The 26,926-nt window shown below is 33.7% G+C and carries 27 protein-coding genes; 9 read left to right on the plus strand and 18 right to left on the minus strand.

From position 1 onward, the window contains the following. Positions 1-420: 420 nt before the first annotated feature. On the minus strand, positions 421-1,500 hold the full coding sequence (locus tag ERX46_RS10790; RefSeq protein ID WP_130093879.1) for a DUF4249 family protein: 1,080 nt from the start codon (positions 1,498-1,500) through the stop codon (positions 421-423). Positions 1,501-1,591: 91 nt separating this feature from the next. Then, positions 1,592-2,656 carry a VOC family protein gene (locus tag ERX46_RS10795; protein ID WP_130093880.1) on the minus strand — a complete coding sequence of 355 codons (1,065 nt, stop codon included), beginning with the start codon at positions 2,654-2,656 and terminating at the stop codon, positions 1,592-1,594. A gap of 1,430 nt (positions 2,657-4,086) precedes the next feature. Here ERX46_RS10795 and ERX46_RS10800 point away from each other — a divergent pair. After that, a complete protein-coding gene (locus tag ERX46_RS10800; RefSeq protein WP_130093881.1) occupies positions 4,087-5,007 on the plus strand; it encodes a lysophospholipid acyltransferase family protein in 921 nt (306 codons plus the stop codon). 88 nt (positions 5,008-5,095) lie between these two features. Here the strand turns inward: ERX46_RS10800 and ERX46_RS10805 are convergent, their stop codons facing one another. From ERX46_RS10805 to ERX46_RS10815, 3 genes are read right to left on the minus strand one after another with little or no spacing between them, the layout of a single operon-like run. Further along, complete coding sequence (locus tag ERX46_RS10805; RefSeq protein WP_130093882.1) at positions 5,096-5,653, minus strand: DUF4924 family protein; 558 nt, start codon at positions 5,651-5,653, stop codon at positions 5,096-5,098. A 42-nt stretch (positions 5,654-5,695) separates the two neighbouring features. Continuing rightward, positions 5,696-6,352 (minus strand): OmpH family outer membrane protein, encoded by a 657-nt coding sequence (locus ERX46_RS10810; protein ID WP_130093883.1) that lies wholly within the window; start codon positions 6,350-6,352, stop codon positions 5,696-5,698. 8 nt (positions 6,353-6,360) lie between these two features. Next, entirely contained in the window at positions 6,361-6,618 is a 258-nt protein-coding gene (locus ERX46_RS10815; protein ID WP_130093884.1) for a hypothetical protein, read from the minus strand. Between the two features lie 423 nt (positions 6,619-7,041). On the opposite strand from ERX46_RS10815, the gene ERX46_RS10820 reads away from it, so the two are divergent. Continuing rightward, on the plus strand, positions 7,042-7,896 hold the full coding sequence (locus ERX46_RS10820; RefSeq protein ID WP_130093885.1) for a DUF1853 family protein: 855 nt from the start codon (positions 7,042-7,044) through the stop codon (positions 7,894-7,896). Positions 7,897-7,906: 10 nt separating this feature from the next. Here the strand turns inward: ERX46_RS10820 and ERX46_RS10825 are convergent, their stop codons facing one another. The 4 genes from ERX46_RS10825 to ERX46_RS10840 all read right to left on the minus strand — a co-directional run bounded on the left by ERX46_RS10825 (position 7,907) and on the right by ERX46_RS10840 (position 10,466). Beyond that, the gene (locus ERX46_RS10825; RefSeq protein WP_130093886.1) at positions 7,907-8,305 is read right to left on the minus strand and encodes a DUF1987 domain-containing protein; all 399 of its coding nucleotides are present in this window, start codon (positions 8,303-8,305) and stop codon (positions 7,907-7,909) included. 106 nt (positions 8,306-8,411) lie between these two features. Then, positions 8,412-9,233 carry a hypothetical protein gene (locus tag ERX46_RS10830; protein ID WP_130093887.1) on the minus strand — a complete coding sequence of 274 codons (822 nt, stop codon included), beginning with the start codon at positions 9,231-9,233 and terminating at the stop codon, positions 8,412-8,414. Positions 9,234-9,246: 13 nt separating this feature from the next. Continuing rightward, on the minus strand, positions 9,247-9,939 hold the full coding sequence (locus tag ERX46_RS10835) for a hypothetical protein (protein ID WP_130093888.1): 693 nt from the start codon (positions 9,937-9,939) through the stop codon (positions 9,247-9,249). Beyond that, a complete protein-coding gene (locus ERX46_RS10840; protein WP_130093889.1) occupies positions 9,924-10,466 on the minus strand; it encodes a DNA-3-methyladenine glycosylase I in 543 nt (180 codons plus the stop codon). The genes ERX46_RS10835 and ERX46_RS10840 overlap by 16 nt, the downstream gene beginning before the upstream one ends. 51 nt (positions 10,467-10,517) lie before the next feature. Here ERX46_RS10840 and ERX46_RS10845 point away from each other — a divergent pair, with 51 nt between their 5' ends. Beyond that, entirely contained in the window at positions 10,518-11,123 is a 606-nt protein-coding gene (locus ERX46_RS10845) for an acyltransferase (protein ID WP_130093890.1), read from the plus strand. Between the two features lie 422 nt (positions 11,124-11,545). Here ERX46_RS10845 and ERX46_RS10850 read toward each other — a convergent pair whose 3' ends face one another. Continuing rightward, positions 11,546-12,343, minus strand: coding sequence for a M15 family metallopeptidase (locus ERX46_RS10850; RefSeq protein ID WP_130093891.1), 798 nt, complete (start codon positions 12,341-12,343; stop codon positions 11,546-11,548). A gap of 509 nt (positions 12,344-12,852) precedes the next feature. Here ERX46_RS10850 and ERX46_RS10855 point away from each other — a divergent pair. From ERX46_RS10855 to ERX46_RS10880, 6 genes are all read left to right on the plus strand, one after another. Further along, on the plus strand, positions 12,853-13,665 hold the full coding sequence (locus ERX46_RS10855; RefSeq protein ID WP_130093892.1) for a ParA family protein: 813 nt from the start codon (positions 12,853-12,855) through the stop codon (positions 13,663-13,665). Beyond that, positions 13,655-14,554 carry a ParB/RepB/Spo0J family partition protein gene (locus ERX46_RS10860; protein WP_130093893.1) on the plus strand — a complete coding sequence of 300 codons (900 nt, stop codon included), beginning with the start codon at positions 13,655-13,657 and terminating at the stop codon, positions 14,552-14,554. Before ERX46_RS10855 ends, ERX46_RS10860 begins: the two co-directional genes overlap by 11 nt. A gap of 4 nt (positions 14,555-14,558) precedes the next feature. Next, positions 14,559-15,143, plus strand: coding sequence for a DUF5683 domain-containing protein (locus ERX46_RS10865; RefSeq protein ID WP_130093894.1), 585 nt, complete (start codon positions 14,559-14,561; stop codon positions 15,141-15,143). Between the two features lie 61 nt (positions 15,144-15,204). Next, positions 15,205-15,954, plus strand: coding sequence for a 4-hydroxy-tetrahydrodipicolinate reductase (gene dapB / locus ERX46_RS10870; protein WP_130093895.1), 750 nt, complete (start codon positions 15,205-15,207; stop codon positions 15,952-15,954). Positions 15,955-15,966: 12 nt separating this feature from the next. Beyond that, positions 15,967-17,868 (plus strand): S26 family signal peptidase, encoded by a 1,902-nt coding sequence (locus ERX46_RS10875; protein WP_130093896.1) that lies wholly within the window; start codon positions 15,967-15,969, stop codon positions 17,866-17,868. Next, positions 17,868-18,464: a WbqC family protein gene (locus tag ERX46_RS10880; protein WP_130093897.1), complete on the plus strand. Its 597-nt coding sequence runs from the start codon at positions 17,868-17,870 to the stop codon at positions 18,462-18,464. Before ERX46_RS10875 ends, ERX46_RS10880 begins: the two co-directional genes overlap by 1 nt. Positions 18,465-18,758: 294 nt before the next feature. On the opposite strand, the gene ERX46_RS10885 is transcribed toward ERX46_RS10880, so the two are convergent. From ERX46_RS10885 to ERX46_RS10920, 8 genes are all read right to left on the minus strand, one after another. Next, positions 18,759-19,337: a uracil-DNA glycosylase family protein gene (locus ERX46_RS10885; RefSeq protein WP_130093898.1), complete on the minus strand. Its 579-nt coding sequence runs from the start codon at positions 19,335-19,337 to the stop codon at positions 18,759-18,761. 365 nt (positions 19,338-19,702) lie between these two features. Beyond that, a complete protein-coding gene (locus ERX46_RS10890; RefSeq protein WP_130093899.1) occupies positions 19,703-20,242 on the minus strand; it encodes a GNAT family N-acetyltransferase in 540 nt (179 codons plus the stop codon). 335 nt (positions 20,243-20,577) lie between these two features. Beyond that, a complete protein-coding gene (locus ERX46_RS10895; protein ID WP_130093900.1) occupies positions 20,578-21,969 on the minus strand; it encodes an NAD(P)-binding domain-containing protein in 1,392 nt (463 codons plus the stop codon). Between the two features lie 214 nt (positions 21,970-22,183). Then, positions 22,184-22,762: a cytochrome b/b6 domain-containing protein gene (locus tag ERX46_RS10900; protein WP_130093901.1), complete on the minus strand. Its 579-nt coding sequence runs from the start codon at positions 22,760-22,762 to the stop codon at positions 22,184-22,186. Between the two features lie 221 nt (positions 22,763-22,983). Beyond that, entirely contained in the window at positions 22,984-23,616 is a 633-nt protein-coding gene (locus tag ERX46_RS10905; RefSeq protein WP_130093902.1) for a SanA/YdcF family protein, read from the minus strand. Positions 23,617-23,666: 50 nt separating this feature from the next. Continuing rightward, on the minus strand, positions 23,667-24,164 hold the full coding sequence (locus tag ERX46_RS10910) for a hypothetical protein (RefSeq protein WP_130093903.1): 498 nt from the start codon (positions 24,162-24,164) through the stop codon (positions 23,667-23,669). 153 nt (positions 24,165-24,317) lie between these two features. Further along, positions 24,318-25,538 (minus strand): hypothetical protein, encoded by a 1,221-nt coding sequence (locus ERX46_RS10915; protein WP_130093904.1) that lies wholly within the window; start codon positions 25,536-25,538, stop codon positions 24,318-24,320. A gap of 58 nt (positions 25,539-25,596) precedes the next feature. After that, complete coding sequence (locus ERX46_RS10920) at positions 25,597-26,907, minus strand: hypothetical protein (protein ID WP_130093905.1); 1,311 nt, start codon at positions 26,905-26,907, stop codon at positions 25,597-25,599. Between the last annotated feature and the right edge of the window lie 19 nt (positions 26,908-26,926).

Below are 26,926 nucleotides of genomic sequence, written 5' to 3' on the forward strand. Positions count from 1 at the left end.
CAAACAAAAGATTTTAGATGTTAGATGTTAGACATTAGACTTTTGTAGTCTTCGTCTTTTGTCTTTTGTCTAAAATCTATTGTTTAATTTAAAATGCTTATCGGACACCTTACCCCTAAAAAGTTATCCGCAAATTAATATTTGATGCATAAAAGAGATCCTAATGGTTCAGCTTGTAAATGTTTTGGGGCAAAGAAGAGGATAGGCATATAATTTATAACTTTTTAGAAGCTAAAGCTAGGTACACTAAAGTGCATATTTTCAACGATTTGCAAAATCAATAAAACTGATAAAAGAACAAATCTTGGGAAAGTTAAACTTAAAAATTATTGGAAGTGATTTTAGGTTGTTGACATTACTTTAAACTAAAAATGGACGATATAAATATCGTCCATTTTTAGTTTTTAATATCTTTTTTATTTAATTACAATAAAATGAGGTACCATTATCATTTATAATTGAACTACAAAACTTCAACGCAGCAGTATATTGTCCATTACACAGTTCCTTTGTAGAGTTTTCATTTAAAGCTCTAGTAAAAGGAGCTGTAAAGCCTGGTTTAAACTGTTTAACACTTACACGTGAGGAAAATATTCCAAGAGCGCCATCAACATTTGAGTATGTTGGCTTATTCTGAGCCAATGATGAAGAAGGCTCATTCGTTAACATATAAGTGTATAAATCATTTGATCCACCCACCAAAATAAGTTCAAAGCTACTCACTGTACGTTTTGTAACATTAGGATTTACTGGAATGTTATTCTGAACAAACTGATAAAACTGTTCTCCATCGGCTGAAATTGTTGCCGAACTAGATGTAATACCTGAATTAGTAATATCACCAACTGACCAAATTAAAGATTTCTTTTCATAGGCAGAACCAATAAATTCATTGTATTCAAAACGAATTCGTAAGTTAAAGATTCCTGCATCTGGTGATCTTGAAAATGTTATTGGAGTACTTCTGTAACCATTTGCCGGAACGTCAAACTCTGCAAAATTCAATGATAATTGAGGTTTTGGGTAAGTGATATCTACACCACCAACTAATTGTGTTTGCCCAGTTATTATATGATTTCCATTATCGATATCAATTTTTAAACGATAAAATGCATCTTCACGAAGCTTATCATTATCATCATCACTATCAACTTTGAAAAAGTATAATTTTTGTTCCGGACCATAAAAAGCTCCTTCTTTTTTGTTCTTAATAATAGTATCTTCAAGCGTCCAAGTTCTTAACGTGCTTCCATCTTTTATTTCTGTTATAGTAGCCACTACATTTTCGAAATTAGATAATTCAGGTTGTTTTGCAAACTCATTGGCGTTTCCTTCTTGAAGAAAAGTCCTGTTTAGTTTCAAGAATTGATAGTCCTCACCTTGATCAAGCAAGAAATGAACAACTGGTGTTTCCACATATTCCCCGTTAACACTGAACTTTGTATTACATCCTGCTAAGAAAGCCAGACCTAAACTAAATAAGAATATTTTTTTAAACATATATAAAGGTTTATGAAGGATAAAAGTAAGAAAAATAATTTCCTCACCACCACTGTTCACTCATTAATCAATACTATTCAAATGAAAATGACTATTTCACTCTATTCATTCCCATTGCTTTGAGCATCCACTTGGGCAATGATTTTTTAGGATCTCTATTTTTCAGGTTAATATATAAACCTAATTTCTTCATTAATGGAACTTTATGTGTTTCAACGAACTCTATCCAAGCTCCATCTGGATCTTCGATATATGAAAATCTTCCACCTGCTTCTCCCATATCGAAAGTTGCACCACTATCCACAGTAAAAGGGAAACCTGCAGCTTCACATTCTTTTTGAAGTTGGTCCATATTTCTAATGTCAAAACATAAGTGAATGAATCCCCAATCTCCCCAAAAACGATTTTCAAATATCTTCTTGCAATCTGTTCTTTCAATTGCTTGAATCAATTCAATTTTAGTTGGTCCTAATAATGGAGCAAATGGTCCTTGACGCGTTTCAGGATGTGATAATAATACACGACGTACTTTTTTATCTCCCATTGGCAAATCAGAGAAACAATCAAAAACTTCTGTTTCGTCATATTCTACGGTAGAATAGCCTAAAATATCAGCATACAATTTCTTTGCCGCATCAATATCGCTTACTCCAATCATGACACCAGCAGCGCCACCCGTTTTACCTTCAAATTTTGTCTTTTGAAAAACGGTGAACTCTTGAACTACGTTAAATATATTTCCGTTCGGATCTTCCACAAAGAAATGTGGCTCACCATGTGGTGTCTTTTTTAAATCTCCCAGTACTTTCGCACCGTTCGATTTCATAAAATCATAAGAAGCTTTTACGTCTCTCGATTTAATGCGACATATATAAAGTCCTAAATCTCCTAATTGAACATCAAACTTTGGTTTTTCTGTATCACGGCTAGTAAATTGCCATATTTCAAAACCACCGCCACCTTCCATAGAAAGCGCTAAAGTTGCAGTGCGCGAGTGAACTTTACCACCTGTATATCTCGTCATCAAAGGCGCTTCAGCAGCTTCTTCAAAAATTCGAACATCTACTCCAAAGAATTTACGGTACCATTTCCAAATTTCTTGAACATCAGGAACACCAATTCCAATTTGCTGAATACCACAGATAATTTTCTCCATTTTTTATCGCATTATTTTGACTTCGCAAATTTAAGATTCTTTTCCAATATAGATAATTACGAATTACTAATTGTTAATTACGAATTTTGGTTTGCATTTATTAAGTCTTTTCTAGAATTGAAAGACTAGGTTGAAATTTTTGATGGAAACAAGTTTCCTAAGGAGAAAAAAAACTGATTGTTAACAGGTTGATACTTTATTAACATCGTTTCTGTCTTTGGTGGATTTTGCTATCATGGAACACGGCTGATGTGGGTATTCGGCGCCTCAATAAACTCAACGATTTAAAGCTAGTCGTTTTTAACCGTTATTGGAAACAGAGCAGTTAGCGTTTCAATGATTTAGTGGAAATAGCTGTTTAAGAACTTCTGTAACTCAATGAAACCAATACTTTAACGCTAGTCGTTTTTAACGGTTAGTAGAAACGGAACAGTAATCGTTTACGAGATTTAGCAGAAACAGCTGTTTAAAAACTTCTGTAAATCAATGAAACCAACACTTTAACGCTAGTCTTTTTTAACCGTTAGTAGAAACAGATCAGTTAGCGTTTCAATGATTTAGTGGAAATAGCTCTTTAAAAACTTCTGCACCTCAATAAAATCAACACTTCAACGATAGCCGTTTTTAACCGTTAGTGGAAACAGAACAGTTATCGTTTACGAGATTTTGGAGAAATAGCTGTTTAAAAACTTCTGCATATCAATAAAATCAACACTTCAACGCTAGTCGTTTTTAACCGTTAGTAGAAACACATCAGTTAGCGTTTCAATGATTTAGTAGAAATAGCTGTTTAAAAACTTCTGCACCTCAATAAAATCAACACTTCAACGATAGCCGTATTTAACCGTTAGTGGAAACAGATCAGTTAGCGTTTCAATGATTTAGTGGAAATAGCTGTTTAAAAACTTCTGCACCTCAATAAAATCAACACTTCAACGATAGCCGTTTTTAACCGTTAGTGAAAAAAATGTAGTAGCCGTTTAAAGAATTTAGCAAGAATACTTGTGTTAAAGCTTCTGCACCTCAAAAAAACCAACACTTCAACACTAGTCGTTTTTAACCGTTAGTGAAAAAAATATAGTAGCCGTTTAAAGGATTTAGCAAGAATACTTGTATTAAAACTTCTACACCTCAATAAAAACTACACTTCAACGATAGCCGTTTTTAACCGTTAGTGAAAAAAAGAACAGTTAGCGTTTCCGTAATTTAGCAGAAATAGCAGTTTTAAAGCTTCTGAACCTCAATAAAACCAACACTTCAACGCTAGTCGTTTTTAACCGTTAGCAGAAAGACAATATTATCTGATTTCACAGCTCAATCACTTTACATTTATAAATTAAAAGATCAAAACGCTAACAATATGATTTCTCTCTGTAAGTGTATAAATCTGCTTTTCTCTTAAAAATTTCTATTTTTACCAAAAACACAAAATGTTCAGCGCCTTTGCTTATTACGTTCTCATTTATCCTCTATCGCTACTGCCATTGCGGGTGATGTACCTATTTACTGATTTCTTTTTTCTATTGTTGATTACTGTAGTTCCTTACCGAAGAAAAGTCGTTCGTGGAAATATCGAACGCTCATTTCCTAATAAATCGACAGAAGAGAAACGAAGTATCGAACGTAAGTTTTATCGTCACTTGACAGATTTATTGGCTGAAGGAGCAAAAAACTTAAGCATTTCAAAAAAGCAATTACTGAAACGTTTTAAAGTGGAGAATCCCGAAGTAATGGATAAATTGTATGCTCAAAACAAAAATGTATTATTGGTTTCTGGACATTATAACAATTGGGAATGGTTAATTACTGGACAAAACTTATTGTTCAAGCACCAAGCTGTTGGAATTGGAATGCCTTTAAGTAATGGATTTTGGGATGAAAAATTGAATGCCCGAAGGTCACGCTTTGGAATGAAAGTAATTCATTCAAAAATTGTGCATGACTTTTATATGCAAAACAAAGATTGTATTTCTACACTTGTTTTAGCGGATCAGTCACCAGGAGATTCAAACAAATGTTACTGGATGGAATTTTTGAATCAAACCTCAGGAATGTTGTTCGGACCAGAAATGTTAGCCAATAAATATGACCAAGCAGTAGTTTATTTTAGTCTGCACAAAGTCAAGCGAGGACACTATACAATGCGTTTGAAAGAAATCACTTCAACTCCTAGAGAATTGGAATATGGTGAAATCACTGAGCAATTCGTTCATTTATTAGAAAACACAATTAAAGAGGCGCCACAATACTGGATTTGGTCACATAAACGTTGGAAAAGAGATGTTCCACAGGATTTAGAAGGATTGAGAAAACAGCAAGTGGAGAAGTTTAATGAGAAGTTCAGGAGGTGATTTTTTAATCCGCAGAGGCGCAATGCATTGCTTCTCTAAGGATTAAAAAATCACAACAAAATTCAAAATTCATAATTCATCAAAATCATCATTTTTGCTTCTCAAACATCGTCATATCTCCAGCTTTCATTTGGTGATACGCTTGTGTTAAATACGCCAAGATAATTCGCATTGTATCAAAAGCTTTTTCTGATTCAGCACCAACTTCTTTACCTTGTATTTTCAAAAGTAATTTCATGTATAAAGCTTGGAAACAAACCTCTACAAAATGCATTGAACCTAAATCACTTTTCTTCTGAAAAGCTTCAACATTTTCATCCGCACTCGCTATTAATTCGAGGTACCTTTTGTCTTCAACAACATCTTTTAATGTGTTGTGCAAGTAAATCATTTCAGTGATAACCTCGCCCAAACGGTGTAAATGTCCTTTTGAAGTTAGACCACGTGACTTCATTTCTTTAATTACCTCCTCATACCACTTAACGGCCTCCGCTTCGAAAGATTCACTCTTTACTTGAGGTCGAATAATATGAACACGAATCTTGTCAATATTAAAGTGATAAGCACGCACCATATCCTCCACCTGATACATATAGATTACGTATTCGGCAATATTACTCTGTAACTTTTCTTGTGATATAAACATATTATATTTCGCTAAACAAACGCTATAAAATAATGGCAGAATTTACTTTAAATCCACACCGTCCAATGCCTTAACATCTTCTTCAAATCCAGACATTAATTCAGTTTCTCTTTTGTTCAAGTATTTAATGAATTCGTCCGTTACATCATACGCATTATTGATAAACGTAATTTGTCCACCTTTTTGATAGAAAAACAGTAAATCAATCTCTTTTTTATCAGAAAACTCTTTTCCTGCTTCTGCGATTTTATTCATCAAAGCAGTTTGATATTTCATTGATTCTTGTTGAAGTGCAGCACCACGTTGTTGTTCAAATTGCTGAATAGATTGCTGTTTCTGCATTGCAGCTTGCTGAATCTCTTCAATTTGATATCCTGTGATTTCATTGTTCTGCATTTTCTTTTGAATATCAGCTTCATACGCTTGGTAAGCACGGTATTTACCTTCTAGTTCTTGCTGAAAATTCATCTCTTTGACTCTAATCATTGAATCAATCTCTTTGTAAAAACCAAATTGAGTTGCAATACTGTCTTGGTAATAAAATGCCATAGCTATTCCAGTAGTCCCATCACCCATTTGCTTTTTCTCAACTGGTTTAACATCTTCTGTATCAGCAGTTTTTGCTGCTTTATCACCACATGAAGCAACTAACAAAGTAGTACTTAAACCTATAATTGCAATAGTAAAAAATCGTTTCATTTTGTTTATTAATTTGTTATGTTAGTATTCTTATTTTTAAAAGATTCGTTCCAATCCGTTCGCATTTCTACGAATCTTTTCAAGCAATTGGCTAAAAATTCATCCGAAATCATCGCTTTAACGTCCGCTAAGCCCATTACATCGAGTTCTCCAATTTTATAACTTTGTTCAAACTGTCCCAATTCAATCTTCACAGTATATTTACCGTTATACGAAAAGATCTGAATCTTAAAACGTTCGTGCGGTATAGTATCAACAATTCTCATATTATTCTATCGTTTATATGATAATGACTTTTTTGAAGTCAAATTACTTTTGTCCGTTATTCATTTAAACTTATTGTTGAAACGAATAATTTCAGCACAAAAATATCAATTCAATTAGGATTGGCAAAAGGAATCTGTTTTTTTAATATTAGAGCACAATGTTAGAATGACTATTACACCTTAAAGACAATTGAAAAGTAGCTGTTCTTTAATCCGTTTTTTCTTTTGGGGGTATCCCAGACGATTGCTTTTTGTTACCACACGTTTAAAACGTTGCAGTAACAAAAAGCAATCATCTGGGTCGGGTTTTCCGCTATATCTCTGACTAAAAAGTCAGAGGATGCCGCTACTACCCCTTACCCGAAATAGCTCTTCGATTTCAAGTTTACTCACAATTCCAAAGAATTCCATTATTTTTATCAAATGCAATCCAAATTATATCATAAGCTAAAAAGTAAAACTGTTCGTGACCTTTATTGGCTTCTATTTTCAGAAGCTCCATTATCTGATGATTATGATTTAACGCCTTATTCATTATTTCCAGTGGAGATTACAAATAAATGGAAACGAGCAACAGTAGATTACTTTTTGGAATTGGATAAAAATGCATTTGAGATAGAAAACTTTGTGAAGAGAAGAAAAAATAGTCGATTAGGATTTTATGCTGAAGCACTCCTCTCCTACTTCTTCCAAACTTTTCGGGAAATTGAACTCTTATTGCAAAATTTTCAAATTAACATTGAAAAAAGAACTATTGGAGAAATTGATTTCATCATTCTTTACAACGAAAAGGTGATTCATTTAGAATGTTCAGTAAAATATTATATGTTGAAAAAGCTAAATGATTTCAACGATGGATCTCAATGGGTTGGTCCAAGACTTCGCGATAATCTAAAATTAAAACTTGGAAAAATTGTTACGAATCAAATTCCAATGGGATTAAAAAAGGAAGTTCAAGACAAAATTAATCGACCAATTGATATTTCATATATGTTTATAAAAGGTGTTTTCTTTGCAGAAGAAGCTATCCTGCCAGGAAGGATCAATAGAAGTTCTCCCAACACATTTATTCGTATTTCAGAATTAAAAAAATTAGAGATTAAACCCGTTGAAATATTATCTCGTCCAGATTGGTTGTCGTCACTTGTTCCTGTTAAAAATAATATTAATCTAGAAAGTATAGCAATCGAAGAACCCTTAGAAAATCCTATTTTATATCTGTTCAATGACAAAAAAGCAAGATTTGTGGTACCTGATGATTGGGGATTGAATGATTAAAAACGCTTAGCTAAAGTGGCGTTATGATTTCTACTGGAACGCTTTTAAACTCAAAAGGAACATTCACAACACATGAAAAATCGAAACCTGATTCTTTCATTTCTAAATCATCTTCTGAATATCTCCATTCTACAATAACATCGTGTCCTTCTTCCATAAGGTCATTCATTTTATGCAGTAAGAACAAGATTTGTTTAGATGACGAAATATTGAAATACTCCAGATTGAATATAACGTTCGTTGTTTCACTCGGTGCTACAGCATAAGCATAAAACCACTTCAATACTGGAGCCCAAAAATCTTCGTCAGGTTGAGAAATTGCTCTACCTTGAACAATCATCTCTCCGGATTGCGCGTTAAAATGAATATATGGTGTCTGGGCAGTCGCCTTTAGTTCAAATTCTTCCATTTATTTAATTGACATAGGAAGTGCAATATCTTAATAAATATGATGTAAAAAAAATTATAACTGTAAATACATCCATTAAAATAGATAAGCGACGCTAAAACAATGTTTAACCCTTGTTTTCAGATGACAGGAAATCAAATACTCCAAAAACTGCCACTTTCTTTACTTCTCCCATTTCAAAACCAGCTTTGCGCAAGGCTTCTGCTAATTCAACTTTGAAGAAATATGCAACACTTCCAACAAAATGAATTGGGGAGTTAGTATGAAATGGTTTTAAAGCTGACTCACAAAAATCTGAAAATGCTGCTGCTAGAATCTGTTTTACCGATTGTTCTGAAGAAAATTGACGAACTGTTTTTGTTAATCCTGCAATACACATTCTTCCATCTGGTTCATGAATTCGGTGCAGAATTGATTTATGATTAAAATACGCTTCGATTGATTCTTTAATTTCTAGTGACAACTCTCCTTTAAAATACGCTTGCAATAATCGTTTTCCAATATCATAACCGCTTCCCTCGTCTCCTAATAAATAACCTAGTCCTGAGGTTTGCTGAACGACTTTTTCACCATCAAACTTTGCTGCGACAGCTCCAGTTCCAATAATTCCAACAACGCCTTTTTTATTTCCTAAATGCGCCAAGCAAGCAGCATAAATATCTGTTTGCACTTGAATTACATTCAGCCCTAAATCTTCTAAAAATAATGTGATTTTAACTTTTGCTTCTGGACTTTCGCATCCAGCTCCATAAAAGTAGACAGTTTCACTTTTAAGGTTATTATCATTAATAAATGACCGAATTACATTTTTTTTATCAACAGATAGCTCTTGTGGATGCAGGCCAACAGTTTCTTTAGCTTGAATTTCATCCGACTTAGCTTCAAAAACCCAAGTCGATTTTGTACCACCACTTTCAATAACAATCATGAAAAACTATGTTTTAATACCAATCGAAACGGTAACCTAAATTGAAAGAGAATGACAATGGAGAAATGTCATATCCTAAAATATAAGATGGGTCATACAATTGCGTAACAATTTCCAAACCTACATCAAACATTAATGCTCCTCTGTATGGCAATTGATATTTTACACCAACAGTTCCTCCAAAAGCAAACAGTAATGAATATTGTGGACTTAAATTAGTTAGACTTTGTGAAGGAGAACCATTTCCTGCTATTGTTTTATAATCATTAGGGTCTAAACCATCAGGAACGCGGTAATCTACGCTATAAGAAGCCAAGATTCCTTTAATATGTGGACCAGCAAAAATTGAGAATCCAACATCATAATCATTGATAAAATAGTGCCGTGTTCCACCATCGATAGCGAAATAAGAAGTTTTAGCAACAATGTCTGTTTGCGCTTTAGATGGTGAAATTCCAAAATCTATAGCTTCAATATCAGCTGTTCTAGTATCTTTCTCAGGAAACATGTAAGCTGCTCTTACCAATAAAGTCATATCAGAGGCTTTTGGCACTTCCACAAATCCATTTAATCCAACACGATTAATATCAATGTTTAAACCATGAAAAGTGCTAACACCACCTCCTAAGGAGTATTGCGCTTGACTAGTATTACTAACAAACATGAATAATGTGCTTATAATTAGTAAAGTTATCTTGTTTCCCATTTCGGTTTACTGTTTTTTATTTTGTTGTAGATTGAACAATTCTCATTGTGAGCTCCTTTTAAATAGCTTGTGCTCATTAGAAATTCTTCAACTATTTTTTCTCCTGTAAATTTAAAGCTTTTTTTAAACAACTTAGTCCATTCAATTAAGGAATATCCAAGAAATTGATCTAACCACAAGTTAAAATTACCATATTTTTCTTGAATTACAATAATTTGATTCGCATTGTAAATCACAGCTTCAATTTTTCTTCTATTGCGGATAATTCCTGCGTCATTCATTAACTCTTCTATCTTGTCTTTATTGTACTTCGCCACTTTTTGAATTGAAAAATCATCAAAAGCTTTTTTGAAATTTTCTTCTTTCTTCAACATCAATGACCAACTCAATCCGGCTTGGTTAATTTCAAGTACCAACCGACCAAATAATTCGTCGTCACTTTCTGTTGGAAAACCATACCGTTCGTCATGATATTTTCTATCCAAATGGTTTTCTTTTAAATCTTTTGTAAATTCGCAGTAACTCATTATTACAACAACGCAAAAATGGGTCAAAAAGTTGTAGAAAATCGTTAAATTATGGCAAATATTTTTGAATTCAATGGCTTTAAACCTGTCATTCACCCTTCAAGCTTCATTCATCCCAACGCAACAGTTACGGGAAATGTCATCATCGGAAAGAATGTTTATGTTGGTCCAGGAGCTGCTATTCGCGGCGATTGGGGTAAAATCGTGATCAAAGATGGATGCAATGTTCAAGAAAACTGCACAATTCACATGTTTCCAGGAACGACAGTTACTTTGCATGAAGGAGCCCATATTGGACACGGTGCAATTATCCATGGTGGAATTATCGGAGCAAATTGTTTAATCGGAATGAACGCCGTTGTAATGGACGATGCCGTAATTGGAGAAGAATGTATTATTGGAGCGTTGAGCTTTGTTCCTGCAAAAGCAAATATTCCAAGACGCAGTTTAGTCGTTGGAAATCCTGCGAGAGTAATTAAAGAAGTTAGTCAAGAAATGATAGACTGGAAAACCAAAGGAACAGCGCTTTATCAGCAATTGCCAAAGGAATGTTATGAAACGCTGAAACCTTGTGAGCCTTTGACGGAAGTTGAGGAGAATAGGCCAAGTCAGGAGAGTATGTTTAGTACTTGGGAGAAGGTGAAGGGTAATGATTAATTTTTAATGTTTAATTATTAACGTGTTGGGGTATTGAATTTCTACTGTGCAGTGATTGAGTTTACTAATAAATCATTTCCTTTAAAAACCGTCTAGCGCAACCAACGTTAACCTTTAAACCCTAATTTAATGTTTAATGGTAAATTATTAATGGTTAACGGGGTGGAATATTGAATTTCTAGTGTGTAGAAATTGAGTTTACTAATAAATCATTTCCACTAAAAAACCGTCCAGCGCAAAAACGCGTTAACCATTAAACCTTAATATAATGTTTAATGGTAAATTATTAATGGTTAACGGGGTGGAATATTGAATTTCTACTGTGTAGAAATTGAGTTTACTAATAAATCATTTCCATTAAAAACCGTCCAGCGCAACCCACATTAACCATTAAACCTTAATAATTAACAATTAACAAAAAACTACTCCACAATCTCAAACATTTCCTTTGCTTTTTTCCTTGAAAAAGCATTAAAATGCCACCATTCTGTTTCTATCACCCAAAAACCGCCTGCTCGCATAACTTTTCTGAGTAGTTTTCTATTGTCGACTTGTGCTGCTGTTAATTCGCCAGAAGCTAGGAATTTTGCTTCGTGTCTCGGGTACGCAATTTTACGCAAATCGTCATAACCTGCTCCCATGTCTAACCACACACCAGTTGATTTATCCATAATTGACAAATCGACTGCACTTCCGTAATTATGAATACTTCCATTAGCAGGATTACTCACAAACTTAATTCTTTCGTTAAAAGGTACGGTATCCAAACCATTCCACATTTCTTGTTGCACAGATCTTGGCCTTGTACCATCAAAAGCGACTAATGTTAATGAAGAATCTATCGCTTGAAGTGCTTTTTGAGCTTTAGAAAGTCTTTCAGCCACAATTGGCTGAAGATAAACCTTTTCATAACCAACATATAAAATTCTATTCATAAAATTATCCATGGTAGCATACTTTACATCCACATGAATAGTTGAATCTACTGACTGAATGTCAACCAATCCAGCATCAATCATTTTTTGTTCCAATTCGCTTATCCCAATCATTTCATCGATTCCTCGGCTATTTAATTGCTGATAATTGGTGGTATCCAAACTATCAATAGGATTTGATATTGAATCTGCTTTTAAAGTTGTTTCGATGATTGCATCTGCTTTATGGGTATTACAAGCCAATAAGGAGAATAAAAGAAGAGTAAAAAAGTATTTTTTCATCATATTTAAAATGGTAATTGGTTTTCAATATATATAAAAATAAAGCTTTCTATATTAGTCTTTGTAAGAAAACTCCAAATACTGCGTTATGCGTGTTTATGAAGTTTTCATATTACAGACTTAAAAATTATAAGTTTTCTTGCAAAGAAGAATTAAAGTCTCATTTCTACTGCGAAAACACTTTTCAGAATTCACATTATAAATTCTCGCAGGACAAAGTTATTAACAAGTTAGAAAAATTGTTGTTTTAGAGCAATAAAAGCGAAATATTTGCACTTTAATCAAGTAGTTTAAGGTCTAAAAAAATGATAATAAATCATTTTGATTGTAAACGAAAACTGATTTCATTATATCTATCTACTCATCAGTAGATTTAGTAGATTCGGATTAAAAACAAAGAATTTCTAACAAGATTCTGTTATTATTATTTTGATAAAATAAGCTTACGGGTAAATTATTAATCCATATCTTGTTCTCTCATTTGTACTATACTTTACAAAATTAAATAAAACATGGGTAAGATAATTGCCATTGCAAATCAAAAAGGAGGAGTTGGAAAAACAACTACAGCCGTCAATCTAGGAGGTAGTTTTGGAGTACTTGAATATAAAACTTTGATTGTAGATGCAGACCCTCAGGCGAATGCAACATCAGGAGTAGGATTTGATCCGAAGCAAACACGAAATATTTATGACTGTCTAATCAACGATGTTCATCCATCTGAAGTGATTCTTTCAACAGAAAATCCGAACCTTGACATCCTTCCTTCTCACATAGATTTGGTAGGTGCCGAATTGGAAATGATCAACATGCCCAATCGCGAATATTTAATGAGAAAAGTACTTGAAAAAGTAAAAGACAGATATGATTATATTCTCATTGACTGTTCTCCATCTTTGGGGTTGATTACTGTAAATGCGCTAACAGCAGCAGATGCCGTTCTTGTTCCAGTTCAATCAGAATATTACTCATTAGAAGGATTAGGAAAATTATTAAATACAATTAAAATCATTCAAGGTCGACTGAATAAAGATTTAGACATTGAAGGGATTTTAATTACACTTTACGACTCACGTTTACGTTTGGCAAATCATGTTGTTGAGGAATTGAAAACACATTTCCAAGACTTGGTTTTCGATACTGTAATTCACAGAAATACAAACTTAGCGGAAGCACCATCACATGGTTCTACAATCATTATGCATGATGCGACAAGTAAAGGCGCGGTGAATTATTTGAACCTTGCAAGAGAAATTATTCAACGAGAAGAAGCAGCCAAATTAGCAGAAGAAAACAATAAAATTTCATTAGAAGATGAGCTCTAGTTCTAAAAAACGACCAGCACTTGGGAAAGGATTAAGTGCATTATTAGAAAGTTCGCTAACTGATATCACCTCTGAAGATTTATCAGATGGATCTGTATTGGGCTCCGTGGCTTTATTGCCAATCACATCGATTGAAGCCAATCCATTCAACCCTAGAACGCATTTCGAGGAAGACGCATTGAACGAATTGAAAGATTCTATTGCAACGCACGGAATAATTCAACCAATTACGGTTAGAAAACTAGGGAGAAGTAAATATCAATTGATTTCAGGAGAACGTCGTTTCAAAGCTTCACAATTAGCAGGATTAACAGAAATCCCTGCATATATTCGTGTTGCGAATGACCAAACAATGCTAGAAATGGCCTTGGTTGAAAACATTCAGCGTCAAGATTTGAATGCAATTGAAGTGGCTCTTTCTTATCACAGATTGATTCAAGAATGTAACTTGACCCAAGAACAATTGGCACAACAGGTTTCTAAAAGTCGTACTTCCATTACAAACCATTTACGTTTACTTAAATTGCCTGCGAAAATTCAGTTGGGAGTTAGAGAAAACGAAATTTCAATGGGTCATGCCAGAGCATTAGTGAGTATTGATGATGAGCAAACACAAATTGAAATCTTTGAACGCGTAATTGAAGAACAACTTTCTGTTCGTGATTTAGAAAATATACTTCGTGAGGAGAAAAACAAAACTGAAGAACCAAAAAAGAAAGAAGCTAAACCTTCTGTAACGCATCAGCAAAATGATTTTACACAAGATTTCTCTGATAAAGTTGCTGCTAAGGTTCAAATAAAAAAACAACCTACTGGAAATGGAAAATTGATTATCAATTTCAATTCTGAGGTAGATTTGAATAGAATTATTGAAATTTTGAACGAATAAAGGAATGCGATTTCTTCTTGTACTTCTTCTTTTTATTACCGTTGCTATAAAAGCACAAGAACCTAAACAGCTTGATAGTTTAGCAATCGACTCTACCTTAATGTCAAAGGTAAAAGTGAAGGACACTGTTCATTCGCCAAAAAAAGCTGCTTTATTATCTCTTATTCCTGGAGGAGGACAGATTTACAATCATATCGCAATGCCAAAAGGAAAGAAAAAAGCTTTTTGGAAAATCCCAATTATATATGCTGGCTTAGGATACACAGGATTTAAAGCTGTCCAAAATCACATTACGCAAAGAGATTTAAAGGCTGAATATCTTTACAGGGATGAATTCGAAACTCCAAATCTCGATAAATATACGCAATACGATGATCAAGGAGTATTGACTTTATTTGAAGATTTTAGAAGGAAAAGAGATCTAATGATTTTTGCATTTATAGCAGTTTATGGTTTAAATATTCTAGATGCTCATGTTGAAGCGCATTTCGTTAACTTCGACGTATCAAAAGATTTATCTTTAAGTATAAAACCAACAATGCATGATTTTCGAACGCCTGGACTAGCATTGAGCCTTAATTTTCGTTAATATAATTCGCTATGATGCAAGAGAATACTAATTTTGTGACGCTTCAAAAAACAATCACTTTATGAAAGTAGTACTGGTGGGTTACGGCAAAATGGGAAAAGAAATTGAAAAGATTCTAATTTCTCGTGGTCACGAAGTTATCGGAAAAGCTACTGATGTCAATCCACTAAATAAGGAAATGATTGCTAATGCTGATGCTGCCATAGATTTCTCTACCCCAACTTCTGTTCTTGAAAATATAGACTTTTTACTTGCGCACAACATTCCTGCAATTGTCGGAACAACGGGTTGGAATTCATCTTACGACAAAGTAAAAACTTCTGTTGATGAGAAAAATGGAGCTTTAGTTCATGCTTCAAATTTTAGTATTGGCGTTAATTTATTCTTTAAACTGAATGAACAATTGTCCAAATTAATGGAGCCTTACAACGAATATACACCGAGTATTACAGAGATACACCACACTGAAAAGTTAGATGCTCCGAGCGGAACTGCGATTACTTTAGCAAATGGAATAATCCAAAACTATAGTCAACTAGAAGATTGGTATTGTGCATCAGAAAACTCAGCCACCATTCCACAAAGTGAGAAAAACACAAAAAAAGAAAATCAGCTTAAAATAGAAGCCGTTAGAGAACCGGATGTAAAAGGAACACATCTTATTGAATACAAATCAAATATCGATACATTATCTATTCAACATGAAGCACATAACCGAACAGGATTTGCTTTGGGTGCTGTGATAGCAGCGGAATGGATTCAAAATAAAAAAGGAATATTTACAATGAAAGATGTGCTACAACTTTCTTAAAAATTAAAAACAATGTCTGCATTATATTTTTACTTATTTTTTCTAGTTTATCCTTACATCGCAATGTGGTGGAAGAGTTTTCCAAAGGCTGGACATAAATCTTGGGAAGCTTTAATTCCCGGTTATAATTATGCAATAGCTTCTAAAATTGCCGGACAACCAGCTTGGTGGGCATTTTTAATGGTAATTCCAGGAATTCATATCGTAATGTGGATGGTTTTCAATGTGAGTTACATTCGTAAACATGGTTTTTTCTCATTGGCTGACACACTTCAAGGAATTTTCTTTCCATTTCTATTAATGGCGAAAATTGCCAATGATGAAACTGTTCAACCCGTTTTTACCACTGATTGGGAGAAACAAACAGATATTGAGCGCAGAAAAAATGGAGATCATGTTGTTCTTTTCTTAACACTTCCTATTATTGGACATGTTGTAGCTTATGCATTGAGTTTTTTACAAAAGAAGAAAAAAGGTAAAAAGACAGTCATTAAGGAATGGGGAGACAGTATTTTGTTTGCTTTAGTTGCTGCTAGCGCCATCAGAACTTATGTTTTTGAACCTTTCCAAATCCCAACAGGATCAATGGAGAAAACATTATTGGTTGGAGATTTCTTAGTGGTAAATAAAATGGCGTATGGATCGAAAGTTCCAGTAACTCCACTCTCCTTCCCGCTTGTTCACAACACCATTCCGTGGATTAATATAAAATCTTACACAACATTCGAAAAGCTAGAATATACGCGTCTACCAGGTTGGGCAGATGTTGAGAATTATGACGTTGTGGTATTCAATTATCCTTCTGGAGATACCGCGGTTTATGATCCACGGATGCCAAATGGTTTAATGGGACACGATTATCATGGTATTGTAAATAATGAAGCAAGAAGATTATTTGAAGAATCAATTGACAAAAGTAAGATTCCAAATAGTAATGCCTTATTACAAAAGAGAAGTCAAGAACTATCTACACAATATCAAGGTGCTGCTTTGGACAGTGTAATGCAATTAGAAGCTTTAAAATTAGACAGAAACGTATCAAGAATCATTGATGAACTATACCAAGACTTCATTGACAACATTGAGATGTGGAGAGATAAAGCACGTTACGAAATTGCAGTTAACAAACGTACTTTCTCTGGTGGAGAAGGTCGAATGATTGATCATTTTGGTGTTGTTTATCGCCCAGTTGACAAAAGAGAAAACTACATTAAACGTTGTATAGGAATTCCTGGAGATTCTATGAGAATTGAAAATTCACAAGTTTATGTGAATGGAAAAAAGGCGCCAATTTTCAAATATCAAAACTTACAGTATCAGGTTTCAAACATTTCTTTGCCTTCAGCTAGAGTAATGAAATCTAAATTTGGGTTAGAGCCAGGTAGAGATTATTACAATAATGGAAGCATCATGAATTTAACTGCTACTGAGTTAGGTGCCTTGAAAAAGAGTTATCCTGAAGCAATATTTACTTTGGTAAATCAAGAAAGAGGCGATGTTGCAAATCAATCTGCTGCTGAAAAAGTAAACAACTTGAATTATTATCCAAAGTCATTTGACCACAACAATACGGTATCGAATTTCGAAGCATTTTGGGTTCCTAAAAAAGGAGAAATAATTCAATTAAATGCGCATAATGTCGCATGGTACAAACGTGTTATTACTGCTTATGAATTGCATTCATTTGAAGAAAAAGACGGGAAATATTTCATTGATGGAAAAGAAGTAACGACTTACACTTTTGAATTAAATTACTACTGGATGATGGGAGATAACCGTTTTAATTCGGCAGATTCAAGAGTTTGGGGATTTGTTCCAGAAGATCATATTGTTGGTAGAGCTTCTATGGTTTGGTATTCTAGTGATCCAAATGGTGGAGTACGTTGGGAAAGATTATTTACTGGAATAAATTAATGATTTACTCAACAAATTACTTTGGTAGCATCCCCTATTTTCAATCCATTGCGCAGTGCAATGCGATTGTAATAGACATACACGAACATTATAAAAAACAAACGTGGCGGAACCGAACTCAAATTTTAGAGAGTAACGGACCAATGTATTTGAGTGTTCCTGTGATGCGTCCAAACGGAAGTAAAACACCTGTCGAAAATATACGCATAACGTATGATATAGATTGGCGTAAAGACCATTGGAAAGCTCTGCAAAGTAGCTATAAGCATGCCCCTTACTTTTTCTATTATGGTGAACAAATTAAGGAACTCATTTATCAAGAAGAAAATTCTTTGCATGTATTCAACTTGAAAATATTAAAACAACTATTGACTTGGTTGGATTTAGAAATAGATGTTTCATTTTCAAAAGAATATATAATCCCTGAAGGTACAGCAGATTTCCGAATTGCTTTAGATAAAAAACAGTTTGATTTACCTCAAGAGAAGTATATTCAGGTTTTTTCAGATAAATATCCTTTCTCCCCGAATCTTTCAATTATCGATTTATTAATGAATGAAGGTCCTTTGGCTAGGAATTACATTCTTCCAAGATAAAATGATGTTCTTACATTATTAATCCCATAACTAATACTCTTTTTTAGCATATCCATCCGACTAATATAGCTGTTTGTCGAAAACATTCATTTTATGGTAATAAATTCATTGCCAACGCATTATATATGCGTACCTTTATAATGATTTAGGTGGTTAGGTTAGGTTGATTAGTAAGAGGGAACACGGACGCTCGTCCAGTTCCCTCTTACGTTTTTATATAACTTCGTTATTTAAAAAACTCGACTGCGTCAAGTATTGAAATAAATCACCCCGCTGGGGTTTATGTTTTTTTTTCTAAATTTTATTTAAAATAGTATTCACTCTTTCTTTTAGATTGGGGAGAACTTCTGATGAGAACCACCTGTTTTTGGATTGCCAAATGTTGTTTCTTGGTGAAGGATGTGGGAGAACGAAGAATTTTGGGAGATATTCATGGAAGTACTCTACAGTTTCGGTTAGAGATCTTTTGGCTGTCTTGCCTAAATAATATTTTTGAGCATACTGACCAATGAGAATAGTCAATTCAACATCATTCATTTCGCTTTGTAGTTTTGGATGCCACAGCGGCGCGCATTCTTTGCGCGGAGGTAAATCTCCGGACTTTCCTGTTCCGGGATAGCAAAACCCCATACCTACGATGGCGAAGTTATCAGGATTGTAAAAAGTTGCTTTATCTACTCCAAGCCATTCTCTTAGATTATCTCCACTTTTATCGTTCCATGGAATACTTGAATCATGAACTTTTCGACCTGGTGCTTGACCTATAATTACAATTTTGCTTTTCTTACTGGCTGAAATTATTGGATTGCATCCATGAGGTAAATATTCTTCGCAAACTTTGCAGTTTCTTATTTCATTCAACAGTTTTTCCATAGCCGAATATAAAATAAAAAATACAAATGGGTTTATTTGTTAAAGTCTTTCAGTATAATCTTTTAAAAGACCTAGCCATTTAAACATTGAGATAAAATTTAAATACTTAAAGGTTTATTTACCAGTAAGTCGATAAATAAATGAGATCCTACTATTACTAAAATCTTTGATTTTATGTAATAATAGAATGACAGTTGTATGTGTGGATAATCAAAAAAATAGGAGGAGAAAAAAAATTAAGCTTGAGCGTAATTATTTTCTCCTCCTATTTTTTTGAACCATCACTACAAACCCTGTCATCCCTTGCAAATGTTACTATACCAACTTGTTGTAAAGTAACATTTGCAAGGGTTCTCATTTTCTTATCAAACGATATTAATAATTCCATCAAAGCATTTCTCTTTAAAATCCTTTTCGAATTTCGCTAATTTCACCTCATCTATTTTAGTTGGATAAGACATAATCATTAAGTCTACTTTGGCTCCATTAAATCTGTAAGGCAATTGCTGATATTTATGTGGATTGAGTTTAAAATTTAATCGTTCATAAAATCCAATTCTTCTTTTATCAATTTCTGAATTAGGCAATTCAACTTCTAAAATAGCTTGTTCTTCATTTTCAGAAATAAACTTTTCTAAAATAGATTTACCGTATCCTTTTCCGCGGTGAATTGGCAATGTTGCAAAGTGTTCTATATAACGCAAACCTTCAAATTGCCACCAAGTTATAAACCCTATGAATTCATTCTCAATTACTACAATCTCAAAGTGGTAATCTTCATGCGTGAAAATTTTTTCTTGAACAGCTAATTCTCTTCTCTCATCTATCGGAAATGCAGATAAATATAATTCCCAAGCTTCTTGGAAGAATGGGGATTTTATTGAATTTATTAAAACTCTATTCATTTTACAAATTTACAAACGATAATGTCTATTGCAATTTATTTTTTATTCGATTTCATTGCTTTCACTGCCTTAAGAAATTACCCTCCGAATTCGCCACCTTCGACAAGCTCAGTCACCGAGGTGTAAAGTTCCTAAAATCATTTCAATCTTAAGACTTATATTTCTGTTTTGTTATTTTCCATATTTCCGATATTCAAAATCACTCAGTAATTAATTTTTCGAAGAGTAATCCGTTGACTAATAGCCAGTCGAAGGCAATGTTTCCTTGAGAAAAACCCATAAAAAAACCCACCAAGAAATTCCTGATGGGCTTAAAAATTGAGTTATATTTTTTATTAAATAACCGTAGAGTTCATTTTTACATCATCTTCCTCCTCTTCTTCTGGCTCAAAAAGATAGCGTTCTTTACTGTCATCCATTTCATCCATCCAATCGGTATGGTGCTCTGCAGCCATTGTTCCAGTTACAACACTTTGGTAAGTTTTGTCTCTGTAAGTTAAAATATTTTCTTCTTTGTCTTTCAACCATTCTTTAAACATTTCAGCTACTTTATCCAGATTAAAGTCTGGATAATCTGAAAGTTTAATAATATCTCTAATGTAATCAGATTGGAAATCTACATGATCGTGACCATCTTTTAGATTTTCATTCCTTTCTAACCATTTATCAATATCTACTCTTCTTTCATCTTTTGCTGGCAACTTGTATTTACCCAACATATAATCGCGGGCTAACCAAGCTTGTGTGTCGAACATATTGAAAGTATAATATTGATCTTGCATTCCTAAATAAATCAATTGAGGATTTTCATTAAAGAAAACACCTTTGTATAAATTATCAGGATACAAGTTGTTCTTCGTTTTCAAGCGCATGTTATCAGGCAGGAATGGGAATTTATGCTGATAACCTGTACACATGATTACTGCGTCATATTTCTCAGTTTCCCCATTTTTAAAGAAAGCTTCGTCCTCCTCAAAATGAGTAACCAATGGCATTTCCTTCATTCCTTCTGGCCAATCTACGCCAATTGCATTTGTTCTGTAACTTAAAGTAACAGATTTCGCTCCGTGTTTATGACATTGAACTCCGATATCTTCGGCTGAATAACTACTTCCTATCAATAGTAAATTTTGATCTTTAAATTGATCGGCACCCCTAAAGTCATGCGCATGAAGAACATTCCCTGGGAAATTTTCAATTCCTTTAAAATATGGCATATTAGGCGTTGAGAAATGTCCAGATGCAACAACTAAATAATCGAATTCCTCAGCATACGTTTTGTTGTTCTTCAAGTCATCCAACATCACTGTAAACTTCTTTGTATTTTCATCAAAGCTTACCCATCTCACTGTTGTATCAAAACGAATGTAATCTCTAACATTGTCTTTTTTAATTCTTCCTTGGATGTAATCGAAAAGTACTGGTCTTGGTGGATAAGAAGAAATTGGTTTTTCGAAATGTTCGTCAAAAGAATAATCAGAAAACTCCAAACATTCTTTAGGTCCATTTGACCATAGGTATTTGTACATACTTCCGTGAATAGGTTCTCCATACTTCCCTACTCCTGTTCGCCAAGAATAGTTCCACATTCCTCCCCAGTTACTTTGTTTTTCGAAACATACTACTTCAGGAACTTCTTCTCCCTTTTTTTTAGCTGCTTCAAATGCACGGAGTTGTGCCAATCCACTTGGTCCAGCACCGATTATACCTACACGTTTTTTGCTCATAATTCTATACGGTTTTATGCTCGTTTCTTCATTTAGAATGAAAAATCAAGCATCATTAATAATTGCTTTTTAATAAAAAACTCTGCGAGATGCAGTAGGAAAAGTCTGATTTATGACTTTAATTATAGAAAAGTGTGATACCCGACTTAGGATTACTTTTCTTGACTATTTTGTTAAAAACCTGTGCAAACATAGTGAATTATTAGCGTTTTCCCTAATTTTCACGCTTTGAACCACTGATAATGTTAGATATTAGACCTTTTTGAGTAGTGAATTCTGCAAACAAAACCCCACCTATATGCAGAACAATAAATGGAATTAAATAGTAGAGCGCTTGGACGTGTATTGCTTCCATATCTTTCTTATATTCTTTTGGACCGAAATCAATGATTAAGCCTGTCACCAAAGAAACTACGACACAAACGTAAAAAATGATATAAATCCATCTTTGAAACTTTTCTTTTTTAGTAAGCACTTTTACTGCAGGATTTTGAAACTTCATGTATCCGAATAATGGTATTGTAAAACGAATTAAAAACAATCCTGTAAGGACATATCCAATATAAATATGCCAATCCCACATGGGCTTTCTAATTTGTTTTGCTAAAACGATAAGCTCGTCTTGAGATAAACTCTGATTCGTATTACTTAAAAAATCACCAATAATTTCGGCAACATTATATTTATTCATCCATGTTAAACGCAAGAATATCGTAAAAAGTAGTAAGGTAAAAGATATGGCAATCGCCCAATGCAAGATTCTGAAAATACGAGAGTAGCTTTTGGTTTTCATAATGTTATATTTTATTATAAAAGTAGTTCAATAGAATTAAATTAGTCGATAATTAGAGAGAAGAATGAGTATAAATAATTATCAATTGGTAATTGAATGTCCGCTGTATTGTAACGCGTAATCTTCTCCCGCATTTTAATCGGGATAATCCCGGATTTCTTTTAATGATTCGACGTAAAGAATAAATGTGCTATTTCAACATATCATTTGGATAGAGCTCTCTACTTAATCTCAATCTTATCTCCTAAGAATTTTGGTTCTACTCCAAACAAAACATCCAGTATAGCCTTACTTCTGGCGAAATACTCTCTTACTTGGGTTTTAAATCCGTAATTCTTTGATACGTCTTTTGCATTATAGGCAATTGCATTTAATCCATAATGCTCTGCTAAATAAATAGCTCTTTCGTTATGAAATTTTTGAGAAATAATTGTGATTCTACTCTGACCAAACACCTCTTTTGCACGAACTACAGAATCTAAAGTCCTAAATCCAGCATAGTCTAAAAATATTTTTTCTACTGGAATTCCTCGTTTTATTAATTCTGCTTTAAAAGCCTCGGGTTCATTGTAATACTCTGTACTGTTATCGCCACTTACGAGAATAAAATTGATTTTCCCACTTTCATATAAGCGAACTGCTGCATCAATTCTATATTTGAAATATAAATTAATTCCTCCTTCTGCCCTGTATTTTGATGTTCCTAGCAGCAAACCCACTTTATTGGATTCTATTTTTTTATGTTCAAAAAAAGTTTTCCCGTCAGCAGTATTCTCAATTAACATATTTGAAAAAAAGGCGAATAAAACGGGTAACACCAATACTATTAGTAATGAGCCTAAGCGTTTTTTCATTCTTTTGTTAAATTTAAATATTGGTTTCTGAATTTTCAATTTGATTAATTTTATTTCATTAATTCTAAACCATTCTTAAAATCAAGAATTAACTGACTATCTAAATCAAGATCCTTTATAACTTTGCTTTTGGTTGGCTTAAGGGTAATAAAATACATAACCAAAGTTCCTGAAATCATTAAATAGAAAACGTTACTGCTTGAAATTGTTGCTACTACTCCCAAAACAAATGGAGCTTCAACCAACATAAACTTTATAATTAATGCTGTTTGAAAACCTGACATTTTAGCTTTGAGACTTTTCTCACTTTTTAGACTGTCTAGTTTTCTTTTATACAAAACACGTCCTAAAACAACACCTAAGAAAGTAAATAAAGGTACGGCAATTAAAAAAGAATCTGCGTAAGAGGGCATTAAAATATCCCAAGATTCTAAAATAAGCACAATTATGCAACCAATGAGTAACATTCCAATTAATATAGCCCAATAAATAATATTGAGGCTCTTCATGAATGTTCTTGGAGTGAGTTGAATTGGTTTTGCTTCCATCAGGTCATGTACATTAGATTTAAAATACTAATATAAAGATATAGATTATTAAACAACGGTTCGCAGAAAAAAAGTTAATTTAGAAACAAACAAAAGCCGTTCTATTTTCTTAGAACGGCTTTGTTGATTATTAAGGTGGTTTACGCTTTATGTTTATTCATCTAAAAATTCCTCAAACTGTGTCCATATTGCTACCTTTTCAGGTTTATCAGGATCTCCGTTAAACGCTAATTCGGCTTGTTCAGAATACAATAAAGAGACAACACCTTCTGCAATTAATTCTCCGTTTTCACCATCGCGATTAGTGTACATTTTTACTGTTAAATTGTACTTTTCTCCTACTTTAAAATTGTCTTTATTCATGTGAAGTAATTGAATAAATGCATAATCTTGAACATATTGACTATGGTATTGATTATAAGTCCTTAAAGATCTTGGAGAATGCTGTCTGTAATCAAAATCTGAAGTTTCAAGTCTTTTAACCATTCCACCCCAAGCTGCTGATCTGGATCTACACTCTACTCTATTGGTAGATTTTCCGCCCATTTCATAAACGTAATTAACTTCTTGTCCAGGGTATTTTGTTGCTGGTGGAACTTTAAAAAATGCCATATAGTTCATATTTCCAGCCATATCTAATACAGTCGTAAATCCTTTTCCATTCACCATTGGCGGTTTATTACCGTATCCTCTTTTCATTAAGTGCCAGTCTTCCGTTGCAAAAATGATTTTATCTACATTTTTAGCATACAGCTCATTCTTCATCCAAATTGCTGTTTCCTTTTCTGCTTCTGCTGAATTGATTTTCGACATGTTTTGGTCATAAAGAACTTGCGCTGTTTCAACATCAAAGTCACTAAAAAGCGAAGAATCTTTTGCCAATACAGTCAGCACTTTTCCATTTTGCGTTAAAGTATAAACATTTGGATTAATCTCCATATACACAAAATCATCACTATTATTTGCAAGTGCTTTGATACTTTTGTCTACCATTTCAAAGTAGATAACATCAAACTTCGTCTTATACTTTTCCTTTAAAATGCATTTCATTGAATTAGGTCTATCGCCATAACCCTCTCCACCCATAATAACGGCAAGGTTATTCACTATTTCTCCATCCTTTTCTTTTATGAACTCGAATCCAATCGTGTTTTCTCTTGGGATTACTGGAACATTAACGAAGTAAGTTCCCGATATTCCGCTAGGATCTTCAAAATCATAAGATTCATATTTAGACTTACCCTCTGCAGCTTTTTCTAATTTCGCATTTGCCTTATCAAGTTTGGCTTGCATCTTCTCTTTAAAAGATTGTGCTTCTGCTGTTCCCGCAAATGCGATACATGCTATTGCTATAATAAATTTTAATTTCCTCATAATTCTTTACTTTTGACTTGTTACTATTTTGATTTTTATTGGTTTGATATTTATTGTTTTACTTAATTATACTTCCAGCACTTCCTCTTCTTCCGTTTGCGCCTTTTTTATTGTAACTTTCATTACCAGCTCCTCCTGCTCCAGCATTCCCACCAGCATTTTGGATGTCGATATTTAATTGGTTCACACCGCCTCCTGAAAGCATTACCGTTCCGCCGTTTCCGCCATCTCCACCATTTCCGCCATTATCTCCTGAGAAATGTCCTTTTCCTCCATTTCCACCGTTTCCTCCTTTCACATTCAAGGTCACTTTATTATTAACATGAACCTTCGCTTCTGTCAAGACTTGCCCATTGGCAGCATCTCTAAAAACTATTTTCGTGATATTTTGACCATTAACGCTTTGTTTTTCCAATGTTCCATTAACACTTCTACCGTTCTTTCCGTGTCCACCATGAACAGATTTCCCATGGACCCCACCTCTACCAAAAGAACCGCCAAATCCTTGATACTGATAATGTAGATTATTCATATAATTGATGGGATAGGAGAAAGTGCCTTTCACACCTGAATTATATTTTGACGTAACACTTAATTCAATTTTATCATTGGGAATTTTTCTGCTGTCGCTTGCCACTTTAAAATCACCTCCTGCATAGTCACCACCAACAGATTTGATATTAAAATCGGCGTAAGGAGTTAGTCCTCCTAAATTTTTAGTTTTAAGAACCTTACCATTTGTTAGGGTTGTTTCAACACCTATGGAGACCACTGAAAGGTGACCTATTTCTTTTGGAGCATCAACCATTTTTAAAGAGATTGATTTAATTGATTTCCCTTTTAATGTATTTTCTTCTGCTTCTTTAGCAGCCAATTCAGCCTTATTTTCAATTCTTTCACTCCTTGCGCCTGATTGCTGACCTTTCATTGTTTTTCGGTATTCATCTAATTGCTCTTTTTCGAAATTGTAAGTCGAAACTTTCTCTTTGGTAAGAATGTAGCTAATTTCAGCGCCTGATTTCCCAGACCATGTGTAATAGTAGATTTTCTTATCTATTACTGTTACACATACTTCAGCATTTCCTCCAAAATAATAAGCCGGAAAAGCTGGTAAATCCGCTTTATAATATTCTTCAACTATCCCCACTTTTTTGATGAGGATTTTTGGAATTAAATCTCCTTCTGGAAAAATTTCAACTGGCCACTGCTTTTTTGCTAACTCAAAAATATATTTTTCATACCCGCGCTCAAGCATTTTATATACTGGATATGATCCTGACTCTATTTTAGAAACTTCGAGATTCTGATTGTCCTGAGAAAAACTAAAAGTCGAGACAAGTATTAAACAAATTGATATGATTTTTTTCATGATATTTAATTATGATGCA

Source organism: Brumimicrobium glaciale, from assembly GCF_004152935.1.
Lineage (GTDB): Bacteria > Bacteroidota > Bacteroidia > Flavobacteriales_D > Crocinitomicaceae > Brumimicrobium > Brumimicrobium glaciale.